Origin of the sequence: Pseudomonas sp. ok272 (assembly GCF_900109995.1) — a bacterium.
Classification (GTDB): Bacteria; Pseudomonadota; Gammaproteobacteria; order Pseudomonadales; family Pseudomonadaceae; genus Aquipseudomonas.
The window spans coordinates 136,486-160,264 of the sequence record NZ_FOCB01000014.1 but is presented as its reverse complement, the minus strand read 5'-3'; the positions used below and the strand labels follow the sequence as shown (position 1 = coordinate 160,264).

Genomic DNA, 23,779 nt, shown 5'->3' with positions numbered 1-23,779 from the left:
ATTGATGTCGGCTGGCAGATTGCATTCGCGGGCAGGCCCGCTCCCACGGTCCGGCAGCGCACACAAGCCTGATGACCACTGCCGCCCCTTGTGGGAGCGGGCTTGCTCGCGAAGGCGTCGGGTCAGTCAATATTGATGTCGGCTGGCAGATTGCATTCGCGGGCAGGCCCGCTCCCACAGGAACAAGCCTGATGAACACCGCCGTCCCTACAGGTGTTATGTGCTGTCGGTCTAGCGGTGCAACACGTATTGCCCCGTAAACCTCACCGCATCTTCATCAGTGCCCGCATTGACGATCCGTGTCTGCAATGTCAGGCGGGCCCGGCCGTAGCGTTGGTACATCGTCACGAACTTCTTCCATTGCGCGGCATCCGGTGCCGGGCAAATGGCGACGGCGTCGGTGGTTACCGGCAGCGGGTAGCTGATCTGGCCTTCCTGGATCACGATGTGCCCATCGTCAATGCCTTCTTCGCGCAGGCGCAGGTGGAGCCAACCCCAGCCGGCCAGCACCGCCGCGCAGTACAGGCTGCCGCCGAACATGGTGCTCTTGTGGTTGACGTTGGCCTCCAGCGGCAGCTGAAGGCGCAGTTGCTGTGCCTGCCAGTCGAGCACCTTGAGGCCCATGTCCCGGGTGAGGGGAATGTCGTGGTGCAGGATCGATTCCAGGTAACGGCTGTCACGGTTCATACGAGGCGCCTTGGCTGAGTCATTATTCGAGTTCGTCGGCATGGGGGCTGCTGCCGGCGGCGTCGGCGAAGTTCAGGCCGTGTTTGCGCAGCTTGTCATGCAGGGTTTTGCGCGGCACGCCGAGGGCTTCGGCAACGCTGCGCAGCGAGCTGTGGGAGCGTGCCAGTTCCGCGCTGATCAGGTGCTTTTCGAAGTGCTCCACCTGCTCGCTGAGGTTGCCGGTCAGGGCTGAGTCGGGCGGTTGCGGGCGGCCATCGGCGGCGTTGTTGTCCAGGGCCAGCTCCAGGCCCAGAGCGAAGCGTTCAGCGGCGTTTTGCAGTTCGCGCACGTTCCCCGGCCAGGTGTGGCGCAGCAGCAGGGCGCGCTGCCCGGGCAGCAGTTCGTGGGGCGCCAGGCCGTGGCGCAGGCTGGCTTCGTTGGCGAAATGAGTGAACATCAGCAGCGCATCTTCGCCACGCTCGCGCAGGGGCGGAATGCGCAGCGGCGCGACGTTGAGACGGTAATACAAATCCGCCCGGAAACGTCCCTGGTCCGCCGCCTGGCGCAGGTCTTCCTTGGTCGCGGCGATGATGCGGATGTCCAGCGGGATCTGTTGATTGCCGCCCAGGCGCTCGACGACCCGCTCCTGCAGCAAGCGCAGCAGCTTGACCTGGACATCCAGGCTCATGCTTTCGATTTCATCGAGGAACAGGGTGCCGCCATTGGCGAATTCGAACTTGCCGATGCGGCGCTTTTGCGCGCCGGTGAAGGCGCCGGGCTCGTGGCCAAACAGCTCGCTCTCGACCACCGACTCGGCCAGCGCCCCGGCATTGATGGCCACGAACGGTCCGTTGCGCCGATTCGACAGGTCGTGCAGTGCCCGGGCCACCACTTCCTTGCCGGCCCCGGTTTCGCCGAGGATCAGCACGTCTGCCTTGGTCGGGGCCAGGGCGCCGATCTGTTCGCGCAGGCGCAGCATCGAGGTCGAGTGGCCGATCAGGCGGGTGCTCAGTTCATTGCGATCGCTCAAGGCCAGGCGCAGGCTGCGGTTTTCCAGGACCAGGCGGCGCAGGGCCAGGGCGCGGCGCACGCTGTCGAGCAGGGCATCGCTGGCGAACGGCTTCTCCAGGAAGTCATAGGCCCCGGTGCGCATCGCCTGCACCGCCAGCGGCACGTCGCCGTGGCCGGTGATCAGCAGCACGGGCAACTCCGGGTCCTGGGCATGCAACTGGGCCAGCAGTTCGAGGCCGTCCATGCCGGGCATGCGGATGTCACTGACCACCACGCCGGGCCAGTCGCGCCCAAGGCGTTCGGCCAGGCCGGTGGCTTCGCCCAGCGGCAGGACGCTCAGCCCGGCCAGGTCCAGGGTCTGGCCCAGCGCCTGGCGCAGGTGGGGATCGTCGTCGATCAAGACCACGTCAATCCGATTGTCGATGCTCATTCACTGCGGTCCTCGGACGGTTGCAGGCTTACACCGGGTGCGCCGGCGCGCAACCGCAGGGTGATCAGGGCGCCGCCTTCCTTGTGGTTGGCGAACGACAGTTCGCCGCCAAAGGCGCGCATCAGGGTTTCACAAATGGCCAGTCCCAACCCCAGGCCCTGAGTGCGGGTCTTGGTGGTGTAGAACGGTTCGCTGGCGCGGCCCAGGGCTTCCATGCAGAACCCCGGGCCGTTGTCGCGAATGGATAACTTGACGCCCTCGGCGCTGGATTCGGCACTCAGCCACAGTTTGCGCGGCGGGCCTTTTTCGGTGAGGGCGTCGAGGGCGTTGGCCAGCAGGTTGCCGAGCACCTGGCGCAGACGGGTTTCCCCGGCCTCGACCCACAAGGTGGCCTCCGGCAGATCGCGGATCAGTTCGACGTCCATGCTGCGCCGGCGCTTGGCCAGCAGCGCCAGGGCGTCGTCCAGCGCCGGTTGCAGGGCCACGCTCTCCGGCGCGTGGCGGTCGCGGCGGGCGAAGGCACGTAAGTGGGCGATGATCGAAGCCATGCGGGCGGTCAGTTCGCTGATCAATTTCAGGTTGCCGCGGGCGTCGTCGATGCGTTGATGGTCGAGCAGCACCTCGGCGTTCTCGGCGTAGCTGCGAATCGCCGCCAGCGGCTGATTGAGTTCGTGGCTGATACTCGCCGACATGGTGCCCAGCGCCGACAGTTTGCCGGCCTGCACCAGGTTGTCCTGGGCGCGCACCAACGCCTGCTGGGCGTGCTCGCGTTCCAGCACTTCTTCCTTGAGGCGCCGGTTGAGGCCTTCCAGGTCGCTGGTGCGCTCGGCGACCCGGGCTTCCAGTTCGCGGCGGGTCCTGGCCTCGAAGTCGATGCGCTGCAAGTAGTGCCGGCGGCGCTGCATCATCAAACCCAGCAGCAGCATCAGGACCAGCAGGGTCGCGCCGCCGATGGCGACCACGGTGCGCACCTGGCGATCGATCAGGGTTCGCGGGGCGAGGATGCTGACGCTCCAGCCGGTCTCGTCGATCTGCTGGGTCTGGGTCAGCCAGGCGCGTGGATTGAGGTCCAGGGGCCTTGGGTCAAGGGTCGGATAGGGTTTGATCGCGGCGATGGCCTGGCGCTCTTCGGCGCTCTGCGGACGGGTGGCGCGAAAACGCCACTCGGGGCGCGAGGTCAGGATCACCACGCCATTGTGGTCGGTCACCAGCAATTGCTCGGGCGTCTTGCCCCACAGGCTTTCGGTGTGGTCCAGGTCGACCTTGATCACCAGCACGCCGATGACCTTTTCGCCGTCACGCACCCCGCCGGCGAAGTAGTAGCCGCGTTTGGTGGAGGTGGTGCCCAAGCCGAAAAAGCGCCCGAGCCGGCCTTGCATGGCGTCGCTGAAGTACGGCCGGAAGGAGAAGTTGCGGCCGATGAAGCTGTCGCGTTTGTCCCAGTTGGACGCGGCCAGGGTTTTGCCCCGGGTGTCCATCAGGTACATGACTTCAGCGCCGCTCTGGGCGCTGATGTTTTTCAGCAGGCGGTTGGCCTGGCCCTGGAAAACGCCGTCATCGGGCGCCCCCAGCACGGCACGCAGGGCGGGCAGGTCACCGAGGATCTGCGGCAACACTTCATAGCGGTGCAGGGTCCCCAGCAGGTTGGCGACGTACAGGTCCAGGGTCTGGCGGTTCTGCCCGGCCAGCTCGCTACGGTAGTAACGCTCGGCCAGGTGCTCCAGCGGCCACAACAACGGCGCCAGGCACAGGGCGAGCAACGCCAGGCTGCGCCAGCGGGGTCTGCGTGGGACGGCTTGGGTCATGGGCATCGAGCGCCTTTGGCGACTGGCACATTAGGCCTGGGGTGGTTCAGGCGAAGACCTCGGCATCCTTGAACAAGGCACCGGCTTCGTCCTTGGCCGACAGCTTGGGGGCGTCTTCAAGTTGCCAGTCAATGGCCAGGTCCGGGTCGTTCCAGCGAATGCTGCGTTCGGCCGACGGGGTGTAGTAGTCGGTGGTCTTGTACAGGAACTCGGCGAACTCGCTCAGCACCACGAAGCCGTGGGCAAAGCCTTCTGGCACCCACAGTTGCCGATGGTTGTCGGCCGACAGCCGCACCGCGACCCATTGGCCGAAGTGTGGGGAGCTGCGGCGAATATCCACGGCAACGTCGAGCACTTCGCCGACGGTCACGCGCACCAGTTTGCCCTGGGTGTTCTGCATCTGATAATGCAGGCCGCGCAGCACACCTTTTTGCGAGCGCGAGTGATTGTCCTGCACGAACTGGGTGTCCAGCCCCGTGGCGTCCTGGAAGGACTTGGCATTGAAGCTCTCGTAAAAGAACCCGCGCTCGTCACCAAACACCTTGGGCTCGATGATCAGGACCCCGGGCAGGTCGGTAGGGATTACATTCATGGAGTGCTCCAGCAGTCGGTATTAAAGGTCGTCATTCTTGCGCAAAGTGCCGGCAGGTGCGAGCGGGGGTTGCGTATCGCACGCAGCAGTGGCGATATAAGCGCCTTACAAAAATTCAAGGGTCGTCTGTATGTTGCTCGCCACGTTGATTCACCGCGCCAGTCTGGCCAGCCCGCAAGTCACCGCCGAGCAGGCGCTGGCGCTGTTGCGCGAGCACTACGGCCTCAGCGGTACGTTGAAGTCCCTGGGCAGCCAGCAGGACCTCAACTACCGGCTCGACAGCGACCAGGGACGGTTTGTCCTCAAGATCTGTCGCGGTGACTATGCGGCGCTGGAGCTGCAGGCACAGCACGCGGCGCTCAAGCATTTGGGCGCGCATCCGGGGCTGCACGTGCCGCGGGTGATCCCGGCGAGCAACGGCCAGGACCTGTTGACCCTGGAGCTTGAAGGTCAATCGCTGCACGTGCGCTTGCTCGATTACATCGAAGGCCAGCCGTTGACCCATCTCAAGCACCTCGGTCATGAGGTGGTCGCCGGTTTCGGCCGCCTGTGCGGTGAGATGGACCTGGCACTGGCCGGGTTCGAGCACCCGGGCCTGGAGCGCACCCTGCAATGGGACGCCCGCCACGCCAGTGCGTTGATCGCGCATTTGTTGCCGGTGATCGCCGACGAGCGGCAACGGACCTTGATCGCCGAGGCCGCGCAGCAGGCCGAGCAACGGTTGCAGCCCTTGGTGGCGCACTTGCCGATGCAGGCCATTCACATGGACATCACCGACGACAATGCGGTCTGGCAGCGCGACGACCAGCGTCACTGGCAGTTACAAGGCGTCATCGACTTTGGCGACCTGATCCGTACCTGGCGCATCACCGACTTGTCGGTGACCTGCGCGGCGCTGCTGCACCACGCGGGTGGCGATCCGCTGGTCATCTTGCCAGCGGTGCGCGCCTACCATGGGGTCAACCCGCTCAAGCGCGAGGAGTTGCAGGCGCTGTGGCCGCTGATCGTCGCCCGGGCGGCGGTGCTGGTGCTCAGCGGTGAGCAGCAGGTCAGCATCGATCCCGGCAATCAGTACAGCCGTGACAACCTGAGCCATGAGTGGGAAATCTTCCACGTCGCGACGTCGGTGCCGTTCGAACTGATGGAGGCGGCGATTCTGGTGGCGGCCGGTGAGTCGCTGCCGGTGATCGCCAGCCAGGGTTTTGCCCCGTTGTTGCCGAACCTGGTGGGACGTGAGTTCGCGTTGATCGACCTTGGCGTGTTGAGCCCGCATTTTGAAGCGGGCAACTGGGAGCAGCCCGGCATCGATCAGCGCCTGTTGCAGGAAGCGGCGGCGGCCCATGGCCTGGCGGCCAGTCGCTACGGGCAATACCGCTTGTCGCGTACCCGTCCCGACAGCGCCGACGAGCCGCAGACCTGCCCGTTGCATGTCGACTTGCAGGTGCCGATGGGCACCCCGGTCGAAGCGCCGTTTGCCGGTGTGGTGCACCTGTCGGCCGACGGTCGCGTGCAGTTGGACAGTGCGCAACTGAGCGTGCGCCTGTGGGGTGTCAGCCCTTCCCTGCACGGTGGCGCGGCGGTGGTGAAAGGGCAGGTGCTGGGGGAGGTCAGCGGCGGGTTGCGGGTGCAGTTGAGCCGTGGCGCGGGCCTGAACCCACCGCTGTTTTGTACCGCGTCCCGCGCGCCGGCCTGGCAGGCGTTGTGCCCTTCTCCGGCGGCGTTGCTGGGGCTGGCCTGCGATGCCGAGGTCGAGTTGGATTCGCAGGCCCTGCTGGCGCGCCGCGACGCCAGCTTCGCCCGCTCGCAAAAGCACTACTACGTCGACCCGCCGCGCATCGAGCGTGGCTGGCGCAATCACCTGATCGACATGCAGGGCCGCTCCTACCTGGACATGCTCAACAACGTCGCGGTGCTGGGCCACGGTCACCCGCGCATGGCCGCCGAGGCGAGTCGCCAGTGGTCGTTGCTCAACACCAACTCGCGTTTTCACTACGCGGCGATTGCCGAGTTCTCCGAACGCCTGCTGGCGCTGGCGCCGGACTCGATGGATCGGGTGTTCCTGGTCAACAGCGGCAGCGAGGCCACCGACCTGGCGATTCGCCTGGCCTGGGCCTACAGCGGCGGTCGCGACATGCTCAGTGTGCTGGAGGCCTATCACGGCTGGACGGTCGGCGCGGATGCGGTGTCGACCTCGATTGCCGACAATCCCAAGGCCCTCGAAAGCCGTCCGGACTGGGTGCACCCGGTCACGGCGCCGAACAGCTATCGTGGGGAGTTTCGTGGCCTGGACAGCGCGCCGGACTACGTGCGCAGTGTCGAGCACAACCTGGCGAAGATTGCCGAGCAAAAGCGCCAATTGGCCGGTTTCATCTGTGAGCCGGTGTATGGCAACGCCGGTGGCATCTCGCTGCCGCCGGGTTACTTGAAACAGGTGTACGCGCTGGTTCGTGCCCAGGGCGGGGTGTGTATCGCCGATGAGATCCAGGTCGGTTACGGGCGCATGGGCAAGTTCTTCTGGGGCTTTGAGGAGCAGGGCGTGGTGCCGGACATCATCACCATGGCCAAGGGCATGGGCAACGGCCAGCCACTGGGGGCGGTGATCACCCGCAAGGAGATTGCCGAAGCCCTGGAAGCCGAGGGCTACTTCTTCTCGTCGGCCGGTGGCAGCCCGGTCAGTTGCCGTATCGGCATGGCGGTGTTGGATGTGATGGAGGAAGAGAAGCTGTGGGAAAACGCGCAGGTGGTCGGTGGGCACTTCAAGGCGCGTCTTGAGGCATTGATCGATCACTATCCATTGGTGGGCGCGGTGCATGGCTCCGGTTTCTATTTGGGCGTGGAGCTGATTCGTAACCGGGAGACCCTGGAGCCGGCGACCGAAGAAACCACGTTGTTGTGCGAGCGTCTGCGTGAGTTGGGCATTTTCATGCAGCCGACCGGTGATGACCTGAACATCCTCAAGATCAAGCCGCCGATGGTGACGTCGCGCCAGAGCGTGGATTTCTTTGTCGACATGCTGGCCAAGGTGTTGGAGGAGGGGTTGTAGGCCGACACGATTGCCCTTGGGCGCGAGCCTGTCGGATCGCCGCGCCGTCGTGATGGCGGCCTGATAGTCGGCCTGGCTCTGGCGGATGTACCGCGATCTGAATTGTGGGAGCAACTGTCTTAGCCATGCCGCTCGTCACCGCCATCGCGAGCAGGAATCTGGGTTGAGCCCGTAGGAGCGAGGCTTGCCCGCGAACCGGCCAGCCCATTCAACATCGATGTCGTCAGGCTTACCGCCTTCGCGGGCAAGCCTTAATGCCAGTCAGTTAAGCGAAACCCACGTGGGAGCGAGCCTGCTCGGGATAGCAGTAGGTCAGTCAACGGAGATGTTGGCTGTGTTGCCGTCTTCGCGAGCAGGCTCGCTCCCACAGGTTTGGCGCCTTAACTGACTGGCATTAGGGCAAGCCTCGCTCCTACAAGGAATTGAGCGGCTCCCCGGATGTGTGTTCGCCGTGGACCAGGGTGGGAGCGGGCTTGTCGGATCGCCGCACCGTCGCGAAGGCGGCCTATCAATCGACCTGCCCCTTGTGGATGTACCCAACTCCCACAGGTGCTTAAGTCGATTTATATCTGTTTATTGATGGGTATTTAATATCCTAAAAGAATTATTAGCTTCAAATGCCGATTTTTATCGGCTATAAAGTCTCCCGACGCTGCGGTGTAGGTCTCTACGCCTGGCTGAAGCCTTTTTGTCATCGGTCGAGGCCACTCTCGACCCCTGCATCCGCCCGGGAGATGATTCATGAGCCGTATCGTTACTGTCGCCGCTACCCAGATGGCCTGTTCCTGGGACTTGGAAGCCAACATCGAGACCGCCGAGAAGCTGGTCCGTGAGGCGGCCGCCCGTGGCGCGCAGATTATTCTGATCCAGGAGTTGTTCGAAGCGCCGTACTTCTGCCAGAAACCGAATCCGGACTACCTGCAGTTGGCCAGCACCGTCGAAGACAACGTCGCCATCAAGCACTTCCAGAAGGTCGCCAAGGAGTTGCAGGTCGTGTTGCCGATCAGCTTCTACGAGTTGGCCGGCCGGGCCCGTTTCAATAGCATCGCGATCATCGATGCCGACGGCAGCAATCTGGGTATTTATCGGAAAAGTCATATCCCGGACGGCCCCGGCTATCACGAAAAGTATTACTTCAACCCCGGCGACACCGGCTTCAAGGTGTGGAACACCCGCTACGCGAAGATCGGCGTCGGTATCTGCTGGGACCAGTGGTTCCCGGAGTGCGCACGCAGCATGGCGCTGTTGGGCGCGGAGATTCTGTTCTACCCGACGGCCATCGGTAGCGAGCCGCACGATAAGCGCATCTCGTCGCGTGATCACTGGCAACGCGTGCAGCAAGGCCACGCCGGTGCCAACCTGATGCCGCTGGTCGCCAGCAACCGCATCGGCAATGAAGAGCAGGACGGCTACGACATTACGTTCTACGGCTCGTCGTTCATTGCCAATCAGTTCGGCGAGAAGGTCGAGGAACTCGACCAGACCGAAGAAAACATACGGGTTCACAGTTTCGACCTGGATGAGCTGGAGCACATCCGCAGCGCCTGGGGTACATTCCGTGATCGCCGTCCGAACCTGTACGGCCCCCTCAAAACCCTCGACGGTTCCCTGGAGTCCTGATCGTCATGACCACTTTGCACAGCACACCTCGCGCCGACGGTTTCTACATGCCGGCTGAATGGGCCACCCAGACGCAGGCCTGGATGATCTGGCCGCAGCGCCCGGACAACTGGCGCCTGGGCGGCAAGCCGGCGCAGGCTGCCCATGTGGCAGTGGCCAAGGCCATCGCCCGCTTTGAGCCGGTGACCGTCGCGGTCTCGGCAGACCAATACGAAAACGCCCGAGCTCGCCTGGATGCCCCCAATATCCGCGTGGTCGAGATGTCCAGCGACGACGCCTGGGTCCGTGATACCGGGCCGACCTTTGTCATCAACGACAGCGGCGAAGTCCGTGGCGTGCACTGGGACTTCAACGCCTGGGGCGGTTTTGACGGTGGTCTCTATTCGCCGTGGAACCGTGACACGCAAGTGGCCGGCAAGATCCTCGAAATCGAGCGCAGCCCGCGTTACCGCACAGAAGGCTTTGTGCTTGAGGGCGGTTCGATCCATGTCGATGGCGAAGGCACCCTGATCACCACTGAAGAGTGCCTGCTCAACCGCAATCGCAATCCGCACATGAACCGTGCCGAGATCGAGACGGTGCTGAGCGCGCAACTGGCTGTGGATAAGATCATCTGGCTGCCGGATGGCCTGTTCAACGACGAAACCGATGGCCATGTGGATAACTTCTGCTGCTACGTGCGTCCAGGCGAAGTGTTGCTGGCCTGGACCGATGATCCAGAGAACCCCAACTACCCACGTTGCCAGGCGGCGATGAAGGTGCTGACCAGCAGCACCGACGCCAAAGGCCGTCCGTTCATCGTGCACAAGATGCCGATTCCGGGGCCGCTGTATGCGACGGAGGAAGAGTGCGCGGGTGTCGATCCGGTGGACGGTACCCAGGAGCGTAATCCGACCGTGCGCCTGGCCGGTTCCTACGTGAACTTCCTGATCGTCAACGGCGGCATCATTGCCCCGAGCTTTGACGACCCGCTGGACGAACCGGCCAGGGAGATCCTGCAGGGCCTGTTCCCACAGCACGAAGTGGTGATGGTGCCGGGGCGTGAACTGTTACTGGGCGGCGGAAACATCCATTGCCTGACCCAACAGCAGCCAGCACCGCGTAACGCCTGAGTGAAGTTGTAACAAGTGGTGGCGAGTGATTGAGGCGTTCGCTGACGCCTGAAGTCGGCTGGCACCGATCAACCCCGCAGTTCTCAAGGGCTGCGGGGTTTTTTTCATCCGCGCGTTGGCTTATCGGACAACCTGGCACGGCGCTTGAATCGATGGGGTGAGATTCCCGGGTAGGGGCAACGGCATTGTTCTGTCACACACCTTGGATACGTTGGCCGCTCACACACCAGGAGAGAGCGCTGAAAATGAACAGGGTCAGCGAGCACAGGCCGCATCCCTTGGCCCTGAATGGCCAAGCGCTGCAGATGCTGGCGCAATGGTTGAAGTGCAATGCAGCGCGGCAGGCGAGAACGTCTGACCCGCGCCGGATGATGATCGAGCGATACCCCGCGGATTTGTTCAGCGAGGCCGAACTGCAAGCCTTGTGGGATGTGATGCAAGGATAGAACCCCAGGGATGGGTAAAGCGCTGCCGGGATGGCAGCGCTTTTTTTTATCCGTCAGAAACTGTAGGTGCCGGTCATCACCAGGCTGCGGGGCGCGCCGGGCTGGATCTGGAAGGCACTGGTGGACGACGCGTAATAGGTCTTGTCGCTGATATTGTTCAGCGCCGCGCGCACATCCCAGTCCTTGTGCCGGAAACCGGCCAGGGCGTCCCAGCGACCGTAGCCCGGCAACACGGTGGTGTTGAGGTTGTCGGCGTAGCGGTCGCCCACCAGGGTCAGGCCGGTCTCGGCGTACCAGCCCATTTCCGGCTTCCAGGTGATGAACAGACTGCCGTTGCGCTTGGCCACGTTGGTGACACGCTTGCCTTCAAGGCCGTTGTTGTCTTTGACCACGGTGGCGTCCTGCAGGCCGACACCGCCGCGTACGTACCAGTTGCCGGTGATCTTGCCGCTGCCGGTCAGCTCGATCCCGCGTGAACGCTGCTCGCCGGTGAGCAGGGTGATGGTCGGGTTGTCCGGGTCGCTGGTGCGGCGGTTGTAGAGTTCCAGTTCGTAGATCGCCAAGGTGGTGCTCAGGCGGTCGTCGAGCCAGTCGCTCTTCACGCCGATTTCCTTTTGCTTGGTCAGCTCCGGGCTCAAGTCGTTGACGTTGGTGGTCACGCCCGGGGTGATCCCGATCAAGCCACCACCGACCGGCGAGAAGGTCTTGCTCCAGGAGGCGTAGAACGAATGGTTGGGCAGCGGCGTCCAGACCAGGCCAACCCGCGGGCTGGTGCTGTGGCTGTCGCGGTCCTCGGAAATGTCCTTGAGCTTGTTGGTCGACTCGACGTCGAAGGTGTCGTAGCGCACACCGGCCAGTACCTGCCATTGATCGTTCAGGCGCAGTTGATCCTGCACATAGAGGGCGCGGCTTTCGACTTCGGTGTGCGAGTCGCTGAAGGTCTGCATGCGCCCGGTGTGCACCAGGTCGCGATTGGGGTGATACAGGTCCAGTCCTGGCACGGCGGTGTTGCCGGGCGGGGTCGTGGCCGCGTTGTACAGGCGCGGATCGCGGCGCTGGCTGCCCAGCTCAAGCCCGGTCAGCAGGCGGTGTTCCAGGCCGAAGGTGTCGAAACCGCCTTCCAGTTCCAGGTTGTTGAACACGTTGCGGGTGTTCAGGTCCTGCTGCCAGTGCTGGCGGATCACCTGGTTGGTCGCCGGCGTGTAGCCGGTCACGTAGGTGTTGTCGAAGTCGCTATTGAGCTTGAACAGGCCCAGGGTGTGGCGCAGTTGCCAGTTGTCGGCGATCTCGTAGCTGAGTTTCGAGCGCAGGGATTGCGCCTTGTCGTCGATGAAATCGTTTTGGGTGCCGTAGGTAGTGTCGCGCCCGACATCGGCTGGCCGTCCATCGATCCCGGGAATGCCCCGGTCGGGGGTGCGGTTGTAGCGGCTGTATTCGTACTGCACCAGCCAGTTCAGGTCCGGCGTCAGTTGCCAGCTCATCGAGGGCGCGAACAACTGGCGATTGCCGCTGACACCGTCGCGGAAGCTGTTCTCGTCCAGGTTGCCCATGTTCAAGCGCAGGCTGATGTTCTCGCTCGGGTCACTGCTCAGGTCGGCATACAGGCTGCGCATGTCCTCGCTGCCGCCCTGGGCTTCGAGGGTCGAGCGGCGGCCGAACTCGGGCAGCTTGCTCACGCGATTGACGATCCCGCCCTGGCTGCCCCGGCCATACAACACGGCGGCAGGCCCCTTGAGCACTTCAATCCGCTCGATGTTGTGCAGGTCGCGCACGTATTGGCTGTCGTCGCGCACGCCATCGAGGTAGAAGTCGTTGCTGGCGTCGAAGCCACGGATACGCAGGCTGTCGAAACGGGTGTCGGCGCCACTGCTGACGTTGGGGATGCCGCTCAGCGCGGCGCCCAGGTCATTGGTGCCGCGGTCGTCAAATTGTTTCTTAGTGTGTAATCGGTGGCGCGGACCAGGGCGACACGATTCGACCGATTCGCGAAACAGACTGAAAACCGTTCCAGGGTTTTTCAGCGACGGGCAGGGGTTTAGGCTGCTGGCATCGAGTTTTCCTACCGCCCCGCCGGAGCCTGCTGATGATCCTTCACTACATTTACGATCCGCTGTGCGGTTGGTGTTATGGCGCCAAGCCGTTGGTCCAGGCCGCCCAGGCCGTGTTGCCCGTGGTCGCGCACGGTGGCGGCATGATGAGCGGTGCCAATCGCCAGACGGTCTCGTCACCGCTACGCGACTACGTCATCCCCCATGACCGGCGCATCGCCGAGTACACCGGCCAACCGTTCGGCGAGGCGTACTTTGAAGGACTGTTGCGCGATCACACGGCGGTTTTCGATTCCACACCGCCGATTGCCGCGGTGCTGGCGGGCGAACAGATCGCCGGCCGGGGGCTTGAGCTGCTCGGCCACTTGCAGAGCGCGCATTACGTGCAGGGGCGGCGGATTGCCGATGAAGCGGTCTTGCAGGCGCTGGCGACGCAAATCGGCCTGGATGGACACGCGTTCCGGCAAGCCCTCAAGACGGTCGACACCCAGGGCCATATCAAGGCCAGTCGTACGCTGTTAGCCAAGGTCGGTGGGCAGGGTTTCCCAACCTTGGCGCTGGAGCAGGATGGCCAGTTCACGCTGATCGACATCGGTCCCTGGCTGGGCCAGCCAGAAGCCTTCGCAATGTGGTTGAGCCAGGCGTGTGCTACGCCACAACCGGCCTCTGCCCTTCAGGCATGTGGCCTGGATGGCTGCGCTGACTGATGCTTGCGTCGCGGTTGGCAACTGTTTTCTTAGACGATTTTCGCCTTATTACAGACGATTCACGAAATTGACATATTGTTACAATCGCGACTAGGATTCGCCCCAACGCCTGTGGCTCAAGCCACGACCTCAAAACAATAAAAAGGGCCCGCCACGCTTTTGCGTGGGCGGGCCCTTTTGTTTAGGGATGAAAAAAGAGCGCGATAGCAGCCATTTCAGCCAGCGGTCACAGCGCGTATCAACCGGTAATAAGGAAAATAACATGTTGAAAAAGCGTATTAGTCTGATCGCACTGGGGATGTTGAGCGCGACTCAAGCCATGGCCAATGACCAGGCCCAGTCCAAGGGTTTTGTCGAAGACAGCCACATGAATGTGTTGCTGCGCAACGCCTACATCGACCGTGACAAGAAAGATGGCAACAAGGACCAGATGGAGTGGGGCCAAGGCATCATCGGCACCTTCTCGTCCGGCTTCACCCAAGGCACCGTTGGCGTGGGCGTTGACGCCTTCGGCCTGTACGGCGTGCGCCTGGACAAAGGCCAGCACAGCGGCGGCCAGGGCATCGACTTCTTCAAGGAAGGTGACAGCGGCAACCCGGCGGGCGACCTGTCCAAGGCCGGCGCGGCGGTCAAGTTCCGCCTGTCCAGCACCGTACTGACCTACGGTGACCAGATGCCGGCCCTGCCGGTGTTGAGCTACGACAACTCCCGCCTGCTGCCTGAAAGCTACACGGGCACCTTGATCACCTCCAAGGAGATCGAAGGCCTTGAGCTGAACGCCGGTCGTTTCACCGCCGAGTCGCGCAAGAGCGCCGAAGCGCGTGACAGCGGTGGCCTGAAGTCGATCAACGTGTTGGGCGGTAGCTACCAGTTCACCGAACAGTTCAAGGGCGGCTTCTACGCGTCCGACGTCGAAGACGTCCTCAAGAAGCAGTACGTGAACCTGAACTACGTGTTCCCGGTGGCGAAAGACCAGTCCCTGACCCTGGACTTCAACGGTTATCGGACCAAGCTGGACAACGATTACGCAACTGCGCAGAACGCGGGCGGCCAGGACAACAAAATCTGGAGCCTGGCGGCAACCTTCGCCACCGGTCCTCACTCCTTCACCCTGGCGCACCAGCGCAGCACCGGTGACAGCCACCTGGGCTACGCCTACGGCGGCTACCAGAAGGATCAGGGTCGTATCGGTGACGGTGGCAACACCATCTACCTGGCCAACTCCTACTGGTCCGACTTCAACGCCGAAGACGAACGCAGCTGGCAGCTGGGCTACGGCCTGGACTTCGGCGCGTTCGGCGTGCCTGGCCTGACCTACAACGTGGCATACGTACGTGGCGACAACATCACCACGGCCGACAGCACGGGCGGCAGCGAGCGCGAAATCTTCAACCAGTTCAAGTACGTGGTCCAGAGCGGCCCGGCCAAAGACCTGAGCGTGAAAGTTCGCAGCTCTATCCTGCGCGTGTCGGATAAGTCCTACCTGTACAACGACAGCGGCAACGAAGTGCGTATCTTCGTAGACTACCCAATCAACGTCTTCTGATGCTGATGGCGTGACCGCTGCCTGATACCAGGCAGACATGAAAAAGCCCCGACTGGTTCGGGGCTTTTTCGTTTGTGCGCAAACTGCTTTCGTACTTGTAGGTGTGGACACTGTGTGGACGTTTTTCGTCTTTTGAGGGACGCGCTATCGGGGAGTTGCTCACCCTCCAGAAACAACAAAGCCCCGCATTGCGGGGCTTTGAAATATGGTGCGGCACCAGACGAACGGTAGTGGTCGGCGGGGCCAGGTTTTCTGCGGGTCTGGAATTTGGTGGAAAAATTGGCTTACCTCAACCAGTAACTATAAATAAATCAGCTAGTTATGGCTTTCAGTGGAATCGAATCGGGGACTAGTAAGATGTGAGCATGTGCTGTGCTCGGTACGTAGAGTTGCGAGCGACACACGTAACCCTGTGAGTTGTGTAAAAACCAACCGTTTGTAGGCTTGCCCAAATGAGGTTTTTACTTCACTGTAAAGACTGATGTCATTACAGTGAGGGCCATCCCATGGCGTCCATCAATGTCCGTATCGACGACGATCTCAAAGCGCGTGCTTACCACGAGCTGGAAAAGCTCGGCGTCACCCCTTCCGAGCTGATGCGCCAAGCCTTGCAGTACGTAGCAGAGCGCGGTCAGCTACCCTTCAAGCCCGTGCTGATGACCGAGGACGATGAAGCCTTGGTCGCAACAGTGCGAGAGCGGCTGGCTAATCCCCAGCGGGTTAAGGTTTCACTAGATGACCTATAGCCTCGAATTCGATGCGCGGGCGTTAAAGGAGTGGCACAAATTGGGGGATACCGTGCGCCAGCAACTCAAGAAGAAGCTGGCCACGATTCTGGTCAATCCGCGCATTGAAGCCAACCGTCTGCATGCCTTGCCCGACTGCTACAAGATCAAGTTGCGCAGCAGCGGCTATCGGCTGGTTTATCAAGTGATCGACCAGGAGGTCATGGTGTTCGTGGTGGCCGTCGATAAGCGCGAGCGTGAGCAGGTTTATCGCAAAGCGGCTGAGCGGTTAAGTTAGCGAGTACGCAACGTATAAGTGAAAAGCCCGCCGAGTCAGTCTGTGTGAAAATGCGAGCATGATTACGGGAGTGGGGCTCCGTAGCATTCAGTGGAACGCGATGGCGGCACCAGGAGTCGAATAACTCCACAACTTACTGTTAAGTAAGATAATAAACTAAAGTAATATTTTTCTATCCCTAAATTTATCCTTTTTGGCACGTCATTTCTCTAGCAAGACGTCGCTCAACACAAGCTGCGTCTGTCTCCCTTTCGCTCAGGTTTTCTCTATTCGTGTCAGCGGGTTCCACGTACGTCGACCTCGTAAGGAGGGTATATGGGCGAAAAGCGGTAAGAAGCTTGACAAAAATAATTTTTGGAACAAAGATCGCTTTACAAACATTGGAAATAGAACGTTTAGGCGGTGAGCATGCTGAAACCATCTGAAATATCTGTGAGTCTTTCATCTGACCGCTTGAGCGTCATTTCCCGGCGAATACTGGATGTCCTTGACGATGCCTTGCGCACGGCGAGCACTGATCTCGACTGCTCCTACAGTCGAGGGACCTTGTCATGGGCGCGAATAAAAAATGCCCTTCTTCAGATGGCAAAATCCACCGAGCATTCTTGGCTGACGGTTAAGCACTCAGGTAATGATTTGGTTCTTGGTATCGGACAGGAATCTGTGCGATTTTTCCTTGATGATCATGAACAACCTAAGAAATTGAGGGTGCTGAACCCCACAAATGCTGAAGCCAAACAGATTCAACTCTTCGAAGATGATGCCCATTCGGAATTTTTGTGGCGTTTTATTATCGAAAAGGCTGTTACAGACGATGAGGACCACCAGGTCTACTTTGTCGGCTACGAAGCCCACTCCGAGCGAGATGGCAATTTGGTGGCTGAGTGGCGCTACAACGATGATGGTGTAAGGACTCTAGCAGCGGTCGATTCGTACATACCGGCTGCTACGGAGCTTGAACCTATTAAGCTCTCTCCTATAGATGAAGATACGGCGGAAGGCGAAGATTATGAAGCCGTCAATGGTGCAGGACGGGATATTCAAGAGTAGTCAGCTTCGGCTTGCCCGTCATTACTGGGGTAAAACCCTTAATGACATTGCTGAAGAAATTGGATGTACTAGACAGTATGTGTCTCAATTGGAAACTGGCAAAGGTAAACTGAAGTTAGAGGATCAAATTACAGATGCTTTAGCAAAGTCATTAAAAGTAGCCCCGACATTTTTTTTCAAGCCTGTCGGGGCTTCGTTGTCTGAGGAACAAGCTCATTTTCGTAAGTTGGCAACTACAAAAGCTAGTGTGAAGCAGAAAGTTTTAGCTCGTGGAACATTGTTTGATCAGTTGGTAGAGTTCATCGACACTAAAGTGCGGCTTCCTACTGTTGATTTTCCTGATGAGTCGGGTGCGGAAACTGCCGAGCAGATTGAGCAGGCGGCGGAGCGCCTTCGCACCTATTGGGGACTTGGCCTTGGGCCTGTTTCACACATGGTTAGGGTTGTGGAGCGGGCAGGTGCTGTGATTGCATTTTTCCAAGATGCTTCAACAGAAGTAGATGCTCTTTCTATTGTGTCACGAAGACCAGTAATAGTCAGAAATGATGCAAAGCAGAGCCCCTTTAGACTCCGTTTCGATATTGCCCATGAATTAGGTCATTTAGTCTTACACGAAGGGCAAGTAACCGGTGATAGGAAAACCGAATCCGAAGCTAACCGGTTTGCGTCTGCTTTTTTGTTGCCAAGAACAACTTTTGTAAAAGCTTTTCCCCGACGAGGTAGTAGGTTGGATTGGGTTGGGATAAGCAAGATGAAGATGGATTTTCAAGTTTCAAAGGCAGCGATTCTCTACCGAGCTAAATCCTTGGGTGTTATAGATGATTATCAGTATCGAGGTGCGGTAATCTACCTGAAAAATCAAGGCGAGAATATTGAGGAGAAAGAAGACGCCTTTTGTCAAAGGGAGCAAGCCGAAACTATACCTGCGGCTTTAAAGGTTCTTCGTGAATATCACGGTATAAATCATAGTGCTTTAGCTGAACAATTAGGTGTTACGTCAGATTTTTTATCAGAAATTGTGCCAAAGCCTTCGGGGGATACTCCGTGCTCTCAGCCTGCTGCAGTATTAAGGCTCGTCAAGTAATTCAAGCCCCATTAGGGGCTTGAAACTAATTATTGATGGTGGCGGTTTTCTTGGGCTTGAATGGACGTGCACGGTGCCGCGTGCTTGAATAATAGCTTGCGGTCGCATGTCTAGGGGGGAAAGGTTAAAGTTGAAATTTATCGTATTAAAGAATATTTTTGTTACTTAGGGTGCTTTGATGGCTGGGTAATCCTTTAAGGCCAGCTTGATTGAGTCTAGGATAGGTTCGAAGCCAGAGAAGTCGATATTTTTCTGATTAGCTTTTACGATATTTTGTGCAAATACGTGTTTGCTATAGGTGGTACTTGGTGGGCCGCTTCTTACGACCTCAAAAGTTTTTCCCTTATGTTGTGTTGTTAAAGTTGTAAGAGGAAAAAAGTTCTCCATCATGGTGTCTTTGCCGCCTATTCTAGGCGTGAGGATAACATAGAGATTTTGAGCTATCTTATATAATGTCTTGCTCGTATCTAAAACGGTTCCTTTCCCTTTTGGGATCGCATATGTGTTTCCTGTGACATCTTTGATGGCGCTGAATATAGGCTTTGACCCACTGTCGTTATCAACGATTATGATGGTCGGATACAATGGTGGATGTGCTTTATATTTGCCACATTGCCTTGCATAGTTCCTAATGAAAAGACCTATGTCGGCGCTGCCGCCATTTAGCCCTAAAACTCTATGTGTTAAGTTGGAATAGTTAATGAAGCGTAGGTTGAGCTTTGCTTTACCGTCTTTGTTTGGCGACGCAAGCTCGGGATACTTGGTGTGAAGTGACTTTATGGCGCAAGTTAAGTATACGTTATCTGTTTTGCCTTCGCACATAATGGTTGGAGCAGATGAACCATAGAAATTTTTGTAAAATAGGAAGTCTCCATGTATTCGTTCTATGGATTTTAGTGGGAATTCCTCTTGTCTTTTACTGCTATTGCTTACGATCTTGGATCTGTTGAAATTGTCTACCATGTAGATGTAGCTAAACATCCCCTCAAGTTTTTTCAACTGGCCTCGAGGAATTGAGGTCTTCTCGTTTTTTAAGTGCTTTGGTTTTTCCTGGATGTAGTAGTCACCATCCAGAAATAGCTTGTGCGCCATGGCTCTAACGGTGCGGCGAAAATTTGCGGGGGTATGTGTTACATTGTTTACTATGAGACCTGTTACGGTTTGTTGAGCTCGGCTGTATTGCATGCGTGTTTTATCATGGTTTAATCTGAAGCCGCTCTTGCTAACTATTTTCAACAAGTCAGAGCCAGGGATCCAATCGTGACTTTCATCAATTTTGTAGGCAACCGCTTGTGGGAACTTAATTTTATTTGTCGAGAATGTAATGTCATCGGCGTATCTTGAATATATGCAGCCGTTTTTTGACGCTAGCGAGACCATTCTGATGTCTAACAAGTGACCGATAAGGTTCGATGCTACCGGAGACGTAGGGCTTCCTTGCGGTAGAGCATCTTCATGACACATGATCTGAGCTAGGATAGTGGCGACTTTTGGCTGCAGGGAAAAATTTTTATTTGTGATGAAGAACCCGCGTAACCGCCCAACATGGATGGAGCCGAAGAAATCTTTTATGTCAATATTGAACACGTAAAGCTTTTTTCTGTGCTTGTCAGCATTCGTAATGATTGAGTGATCTTTTCTGAATCCGTGCGAAAGTGTTGCTAAGTTAGGTGTTTGGAGCGTTATTGTTTCTAGGCAGCTGTCTAGAAGTATTTTTACCTTTCGCTGCAGTGCTTTTAATTCGTCGCACGGCGCGGAGATGTTTCTAGGTGCTCCGCTGCTTTTTGGAATAGTAAATTGTGAGTACTTGTTGGTTTTTTTATATACTAAGTAGGCTAGGAATTTTGGTTCATAGTTCAGGATTACAGCAAGGTCATGTAGGGTCGAAGCTTTTTGAAGTTTGTATAGGTCCGACATAACCCCTCCTTGAGTAAATAAAGAGGCTTACAGGCACTCATATGCGTCCGCCAGGATTATTCATCTTAGCGTCAAACTGTGAGTCGCGAAGGAGCAATCTCCCGAACGATTGTTTCAAATGCCACGAACCGTGGCAAAAAATCTGCCTGTAGGCCTCCTTAAACAGGCTAGCACATTGCCATGCTTGGCTGTCAAGACCTGATTTTTTGCCTTAACGATAACTGCCCATCTGCCACCATTCCTACCGCGACCCTCCACCGATTAATATCGCTATAGCACGATATACGTCGGCGGACGAAAAAACGTAAGGCTTTGATTTAAGCGGCTTTACGGTTTTTTCTGGACTTCTGTTTAAAAATTCTGCTGGAGCAGTTCAGTACTTAAGTTCCTAGCCTGGTTTTTTCCAAGCCAAATGAACATATCCTGAAAGTCTGAACTGGGCCTTTGATTTTACGTGCGTTTAAAGTAGTGCCTCAAGGTGTATGCTGAATGGCTGCTTAACGTCAGTCAGTACCCACCATAATCGCATTTTCTGTATCCTTAGTTTGATCAACATATTTTTTGCAATTTTCATAAGGTTGAAATTCAAATGAGATTTCACCTGGGTTCTGTTGTAGAACACGTTGAACAATTTCGCTTCTATCGACGCCATGTCTAAGGATGATATTATCCATAGGGATATTGTTTCGACTGGCAAAATTGTCAATGTCACTAGTCACCGAAGCATCGACATATTGAAAGGCGCCGTTTCGATATAGGATAAATAGCATCAATTTGTTGAAGAAAGATGCGGGGGATCCATTGAACGCTGCGGAAAATCCATCGAAGCTATTGTGATATAAAAAAACTTTAGTGTCCTCTCTTTTAAGGGCGCCAAAATTTTCAATCAACTCTCTCCATTCTCGGCCCTCTAGGTTTCTTTTGAGTGATGAGGAAAGTAGCTCTCCAATTAAATCGACTTCGCGAGCTTTGGATTTGTCTTTGATAGTGCTTAGAGGCTCTTTTAGGTTTTGTAATTGGTGCATTTCCAGAATTATACGATCCGGCCGAAAGTGCTTGGTCGTCAACCTAAGTAGGTCGCTGATAGCTCCATCGCCTAAGCCAGAAACTATGTATCCACGTTGCAATCCATCAATGTGGAGCTGCCCATGACCTTCGTTACGCCAGTAGGAGTGTTTAGATTCCTGTTCTATGCCAAATCCGCTAGCAAAAATCACATGTTCATATTTTCGCTTTTCGCTGTCACATATTTTTGAACCTCTAAATCCCATCGGCCGGACGCTGGAATCCCTAATCCACTCAATCTCAACTTCTGCTCCAATTATTTGTGCATGGATGTAGGTCACACCAACGTGGAGCGAAAGAACCCTATCTGGTCGTCCTTTCGAAGAGCGACCTAACAGCTCTTTGATTTTGTGCATCCACTCCTTTTCGATTTCGTACGTTACGTTTGAAGCCGTAGATGCTGTCCAGTCCAAGACGCCGTTATTTGATTTTTCTTCTTCGCTGCCGGGATCTGGCCAATTAATGATATGAGGATGAACCCACCGGGTATCACATCCGTTTTGTACGGCGAGCAAGTCCGGCATTCTTTCTAGAATAGTTATGTCTTGCCACCCGTTTTGCAAAAGCTCCAGTGCACATGTTAATCCTGCGATTCCACCCCCTACGATACAAACACTTTTTCTGGAAGATTGGTTGTCCTTGAATTCATTTGTCAGCAATCGAGCCAAACATATAGCTCGTGTTTGCTGGCTGTGAATTGTAATGAGATCATCTGCAAGGCCAATGGCATATATGTTTCGAAGGTTTTTTAATCTGAAATTATTTATGTTCATTAGAGCTTATAGTGATAAATTTAAATGGGAGGCAGCTAAACTGATGTCATCTTATTTAGCTAGGCTCTAAAGAAAGCGGTATCGCCTACAGGTGGCCTTGGATTGCTTATCTGTCCTGCCTATAGGGCTAGGCGAAGCTAGCAAAATGCCATCCGGCAGTCCACCTCTACACCTTTTACTGAATGCGGTTTTCTGCCAGTCACTCTCTTTTTTTGTGGAGTGGAGTGGTCAATTCGATGTCGCTATAGGTGCTGACCTTCGCCTAGCACTTGGAACTCCCACGGCTTGCCTAAACGAATAGTGAGCAAATGCACGGTAAGCAGATAGTAGTAGCGCGTCGACTCAGCACGCTGGTTCATGTGGTGGTTTAGAAACCATGCGAGATGTTTTCGCTGCCAGGTCCATGGATTATCGCGTTGCCAACGCTCAGCGATTGCTGTTTGGGTGGCCTTTGCCTGGCGGAGGTGGCGTTGGCGTGTGGCATGTGACCCAGTCAGGACGCCTGCTAGGAACAGCTCCATATCGAATGGTTTGCTCATGCTCGACCACCGATGTAAGCCGATATCACGTCGATACGACCGTGCCCCAGCTCATAGCTGATTTGGTCTCGGGCCTCCCGATCTAGGCGTTGGTCGAGTTGATAGCAACGGCCGCCGTTGATGGGCGCGGGATGCTGGGTGATTTGCTTATAGCGTTCGCACGCATAAGCCGCCCGCAATTCGTGGAAGCCTTTGAGGTTGTGCTGATGGAGGATATCTCGGGCGGGGCGGACGACACACTGCCTGAAATCACGGTAGCGTTCGTCCGGTGCAAGCAGGTTGCGGCTACCGTCGGGCGAGACCTGTTCGGCAAACCTCAGCGCGTCACGTATATGCTCATCTACCGTAATCCAGCGAGGTGCCGAGGCACCTGAGCGGCCCCCTTTGGTGCCATCTTGGATGTTGATCTTGCCGTAGTGCTCGGCCTCACGTTTTAGACGTGGTAGGTCGACCAAAATGGCCTCGCGCAAACGCATGCCGGTGGCTCGCGCTAACTTCGCGATGGCCGCGACTCGCGGCATTTGCTGTTCGCAGAGGACGTCGACGATCCGCTTCACGTGTTCGCGGTCTTGGCCTTGCGGCACCGAGCAACGAACACAGGTACGCTGCATTCCCAGCGCCTTGCTCGGACTCGGCACTTTCACATATTGATCACCGCGAAGCGCGGCCATGGTCCGGTTCACGCTGGATAACCGGTTTTGCGCAGTGGCGATGCCGATGGCACCTTGTTCAACTTGCTGACGCAGATGCCCGGCGTAGTCTAGCAAGGTCTGCCGATCAATCTGTCGTGCATCATTAAACCCGGGGCCATCCTCCGAGCGACACCAACGCACAAACGCCTGCCAGCGGTCATTGTGTGCTTTGACGGTCCCGTAATGTCCACCGCCAAACAGATCTTTCAATGCCTGTGGCCCGGCATAACTCAGTTGCCGTCCATAGCCAAAATTGCGTCCATCCCGTCTACCCACCAATGCCATGATCAAACTCCTCTCGAAGCCAAACCTTTCAAGCCAATCCCCACGTCATCCCGCCATGGATGTTGAGTGTTATCAGGGTTCAAGGCCCCTGCGGCCTGTGAGGGTTGTCCTCTGACGCGGGACTGGCGGCTCCTTACGACCGGGAGCTTGGGCATCTCATGATCTGGCCTCCTGAACACTTCCGAGGAAGTGGGCGGGTGGGGGCTGCATCGGCTGACGAAACCAACGCCGCGAGATCCTGAGTCAGGTAAAAGCAGTGATGCGATGACCGGGGCATGCCTGACTGTCAGTCAGGTGCAGTCAATTCCTTGGGCTGCGGCACCAT

Annotated in this window: 18 protein-coding genes and 1 pseudogene; 10 read left to right on the top strand and 9 right to left on the bottom strand. The window is 57.4% G+C overall.

Annotated features, from left to right (window positions below):
* Nucleotides 1–231: 231 nt before the first annotated feature.
* Genes BMW74_RS19760 through rfbC form a run of 4 tightly spaced genes read right to left on the bottom strand, consistent with a single transcriptional unit; the run spans nucleotide 232 to nucleotide 4,504 of the window.
* Nucleotides 232–687: a YiiD C-terminal domain-containing protein gene (locus BMW74_RS19760; protein WP_093425432.1), complete on the bottom strand. Its 456-nt coding sequence runs from the start codon at nucleotides 685–687 to the stop codon at nucleotides 232–234.
* 22 nt (nucleotides 688–709) lie between these two features.
* A complete protein-coding gene (locus BMW74_RS19755) occupies nucleotides 710–2,107 on the bottom strand; it encodes a sigma-54-dependent transcriptional regulator (RefSeq protein WP_093425429.1) in 1,398 nt (465 codons plus the stop codon).
* A complete protein-coding gene (locus BMW74_RS19750; protein WP_093425427.1) occupies nucleotides 2,104–3,912 on the bottom strand; it encodes a sensor histidine kinase in 1,809 nt (602 codons plus the stop codon). Before BMW74_RS19750 ends, BMW74_RS19755 begins: the two co-directional genes overlap by 4 nt.
* 46 nt (nucleotides 3,913–3,958) lie before the next feature.
* Entirely contained in the window at nucleotides 3,959–4,504 is a 546-nt protein-coding gene (gene rfbC / locus BMW74_RS19745) for a dTDP-4-dehydrorhamnose 3,5-epimerase (protein WP_093425424.1), read from the bottom strand.
* A 130-nt stretch (nucleotides 4,505–4,634) separates the two neighbouring features.
* Between rfbC and BMW74_RS19740 the strand changes: the two genes are divergently transcribed.
* The 4 genes from BMW74_RS19740 (at nucleotide 4,635) to BMW74_RS25330 (ending at nucleotide 10,725) form a co-directional block, all read left to right on the top strand.
* Complete coding sequence (locus tag BMW74_RS19740) at nucleotides 4,635–7,547, top strand: aminotransferase (RefSeq protein WP_093425422.1); 2,913 nt, start codon at nucleotides 4,635–4,637, stop codon at nucleotides 7,545–7,547.
* A 741-nt stretch (nucleotides 7,548–8,288) separates the two neighbouring features.
* Nucleotides 8,289–9,167 (top strand): N-carbamoylputrescine amidase, encoded by an 879-nt coding sequence (aguB, locus tag BMW74_RS19735; protein WP_093425420.1) that lies wholly within the window; start codon nucleotides 8,289–8,291, stop codon nucleotides 9,165–9,167.
* A gap of 5 nt (nucleotides 9,168–9,172) precedes the next feature.
* Nucleotides 9,173–10,279, top strand: a complete 1,107-nt coding sequence (gene aguA / locus BMW74_RS19730; protein ID WP_093425418.1) for an agmatine deiminase — start codon at nucleotides 9,173–9,175, stop codon at nucleotides 10,277–10,279.
* A 245-nt stretch (nucleotides 10,280–10,524) separates the two neighbouring features.
* Nucleotides 10,525–10,725, top strand: a complete 201-nt coding sequence (locus tag BMW74_RS25330; RefSeq protein ID WP_093425416.1) for a hypothetical protein — start codon at nucleotides 10,525–10,527, stop codon at nucleotides 10,723–10,725.
* A 53-nt stretch (nucleotides 10,726–10,778) separates the two neighbouring features.
* On the opposite strand, the pseudogene BMW74_RS19720 reads toward BMW74_RS25330, so the two are convergent.
* Nucleotides 10,779–12,653: pseudogene (locus tag BMW74_RS19720) on the bottom strand (TonB-dependent receptor); the annotation flags it as partial.
* Nucleotides 12,654–12,808: 155 nt separating this feature from the next.
* Here BMW74_RS19720 and BMW74_RS19715 point away from each other — a divergent pair.
* The 6 genes from BMW74_RS19715 (at nucleotide 12,809) to BMW74_RS19690 (ending at nucleotide 18,183) form a co-directional block, all read left to right on the top strand.
* Complete coding sequence (locus tag BMW74_RS19715) at nucleotides 12,809–13,480, top strand: DsbA family protein (RefSeq protein WP_093425442.1); 672 nt, start codon at nucleotides 12,809–12,811, stop codon at nucleotides 13,478–13,480.
* Nucleotides 13,481–13,742: 262 nt separating this feature from the next.
* On the top strand, nucleotides 13,743–15,026 hold the full coding sequence (locus tag BMW74_RS19710; protein WP_093425413.1) for an OprD family porin: 1,284 nt from the start codon (nucleotides 13,743–13,745) through the stop codon (nucleotides 15,024–15,026).
* 506 nt (nucleotides 15,027–15,532) lie between these two features.
* The gene (locus BMW74_RS19705; protein ID WP_093425410.1) at nucleotides 15,533–15,772 is read left to right on the top strand and encodes a type II toxin-antitoxin system RelB/DinJ family antitoxin; all 240 of its coding nucleotides are present in this window, start codon (nucleotides 15,533–15,535) and stop codon (nucleotides 15,770–15,772) included.
* The gene (locus BMW74_RS19700; protein ID WP_093425407.1) at nucleotides 15,762–16,049 is read left to right on the top strand and encodes a type II toxin-antitoxin system RelE family toxin; all 288 of its coding nucleotides are present in this window, start codon (nucleotides 15,762–15,764) and stop codon (nucleotides 16,047–16,049) included. The genes BMW74_RS19705 and BMW74_RS19700 overlap by 11 nt, the downstream gene beginning before the upstream one ends.
* A gap of 408 nt (nucleotides 16,050–16,457) precedes the next feature.
* Nucleotides 16,458–17,099 carry a hypothetical protein gene (locus BMW74_RS19695; RefSeq protein WP_093425404.1) on the top strand — a complete coding sequence of 214 codons (642 nt, stop codon included), beginning with the start codon at nucleotides 16,458–16,460 and terminating at the stop codon, nucleotides 17,097–17,099.
* Entirely contained in the window at nucleotides 17,059–18,183 is a 1,125-nt protein-coding gene (locus tag BMW74_RS19690; protein WP_218189045.1) for a helix-turn-helix domain-containing protein, read from the top strand. Before BMW74_RS19695 ends, BMW74_RS19690 begins: the two co-directional genes overlap by 41 nt.
* A 165-nt stretch (nucleotides 18,184–18,348) precedes the next feature.
* Here BMW74_RS19690 and BMW74_RS19685 read toward each other — a convergent pair whose 3' ends face one another.
* From BMW74_RS19685 to BMW74_RS19670, 4 genes are all read right to left on the bottom strand, one after another.
* Nucleotides 18,349–20,100: a retron Ec67 family RNA-directed DNA polymerase/endonuclease gene (locus BMW74_RS19685; RefSeq protein ID WP_093425399.1), complete on the bottom strand. Its 1,752-nt coding sequence runs from the start codon at nucleotides 20,098–20,100 to the stop codon at nucleotides 18,349–18,351.
* Nucleotides 20,101–20,603: 503 nt separating this feature from the next.
* Nucleotides 20,604–21,833: an FAD-dependent oxidoreductase gene (locus tag BMW74_RS19680; protein ID WP_218189044.1), complete on the bottom strand. Its 1,230-nt coding sequence runs from the start codon at nucleotides 21,831–21,833 to the stop codon at nucleotides 20,604–20,606.
* A gap of 347 nt (nucleotides 21,834–22,180) precedes the next feature.
* Nucleotides 22,181–22,477, bottom strand: a complete 297-nt coding sequence (locus tag BMW74_RS19675; RefSeq protein ID WP_093425396.1) for a hypothetical protein — start codon at nucleotides 22,475–22,477, stop codon at nucleotides 22,181–22,183.
* Complete coding sequence (locus BMW74_RS19670; protein ID WP_093425393.1) at nucleotides 22,474–23,454, bottom strand: integrase domain-containing protein; 981 nt, start codon at nucleotides 23,452–23,454, stop codon at nucleotides 22,474–22,476. The genes BMW74_RS19675 and BMW74_RS19670 overlap by 4 nt, the downstream gene beginning before the upstream one ends.
* Between the last annotated feature and the right edge of the window lie 325 nt (nucleotides 23,455–23,779).

Bases quoted from the DNA above. Each gene is read 5' to 3' on its own strand.
- BMW74_RS19755 (WP_093425429.1), bottom strand. From the start codon at position 2,107: ATGAGCATCGACAATCGGATTGACGTGGTCTTGATCGACGACGATCCC.
- BMW74_RS19685 (WP_093425399.1), bottom strand. From the start codon at position 20,100: ATGTCGGACCTATACAAACTTCAAAAAGCTTCGACCCTACATGACCTT.
- aguA (WP_093425418.1), top strand. From the start codon at position 9,173: ATGACCACTTTGCACAGCACACCTCGCGCCGACGGTTTCTACATGCCG.
- rfbC (WP_093425424.1), bottom strand. From the start codon at position 4,504: ATGAATGTAATCCCTACCGACCTGCCCGGGGTCCTGATCATCGAGCCC.
- BMW74_RS19690 (WP_218189045.1), top strand. From the start codon at position 17,059: ATGAAGCCGTCAATGGTGCAGGACGGGATATTCAAGAGTAGTCAGCTT.
- BMW74_RS19700 (WP_093425407.1), top strand. From the start codon at position 15,762: ATGACCTATAGCCTCGAATTCGATGCGCGGGCGTTAAAGGAGTGGCAC.
- BMW74_RS19740 (WP_093425422.1), top strand. From the start codon at position 4,635: ATGTTGCTCGCCACGTTGATTCACCGCGCCAGTCTGGCCAGCCCGCAA.
- BMW74_RS19760 (WP_093425432.1), bottom strand. From the start codon at position 687: ATGAACCGTGACAGCCGTTACCTGGAATCGATCCTGCACCACGACATT.
- aguB (WP_093425420.1), top strand. From the start codon at position 8,289: ATGAGCCGTATCGTTACTGTCGCCGCTACCCAGATGGCCTGTTCCTGG.
- BMW74_RS19670 (WP_093425393.1), bottom strand. From the start codon at position 23,454: ATGGCATTGGTGGGTAGACGGGATGGACGCAATTTTGGCTATGGACGG.
- BMW74_RS19705 (WP_093425410.1), top strand. From the start codon at position 15,533: ATGGCGTCCATCAATGTCCGTATCGACGACGATCTCAAAGCGCGTGCT.
- BMW74_RS19750 (WP_093425427.1), bottom strand. From the start codon at position 3,912: ATGACCCAAGCCGTCCCACGCAGACCCCGCTGGCGCAGCCTGGCGTTG.
- BMW74_RS19695 (WP_093425404.1), top strand. From the start codon at position 16,458: ATGCTGAAACCATCTGAAATATCTGTGAGTCTTTCATCTGACCGCTTG.
- BMW74_RS25330 (WP_093425416.1), top strand. From the start codon at position 10,525: ATGAACAGGGTCAGCGAGCACAGGCCGCATCCCTTGGCCCTGAATGGC.
- BMW74_RS19710 (WP_093425413.1), top strand. From the start codon at position 13,743: ATGTTGAAAAAGCGTATTAGTCTGATCGCACTGGGGATGTTGAGCGCG.
- BMW74_RS19715 (WP_093425442.1), top strand. From the start codon at position 12,809: ATGATCCTTCACTACATTTACGATCCGCTGTGCGGTTGGTGTTATGGC.
- BMW74_RS19675 (WP_093425396.1), bottom strand. From the start codon at position 22,477: ATGAGCAAACCATTCGATATGGAGCTGTTCCTAGCAGGCGTCCTGACT.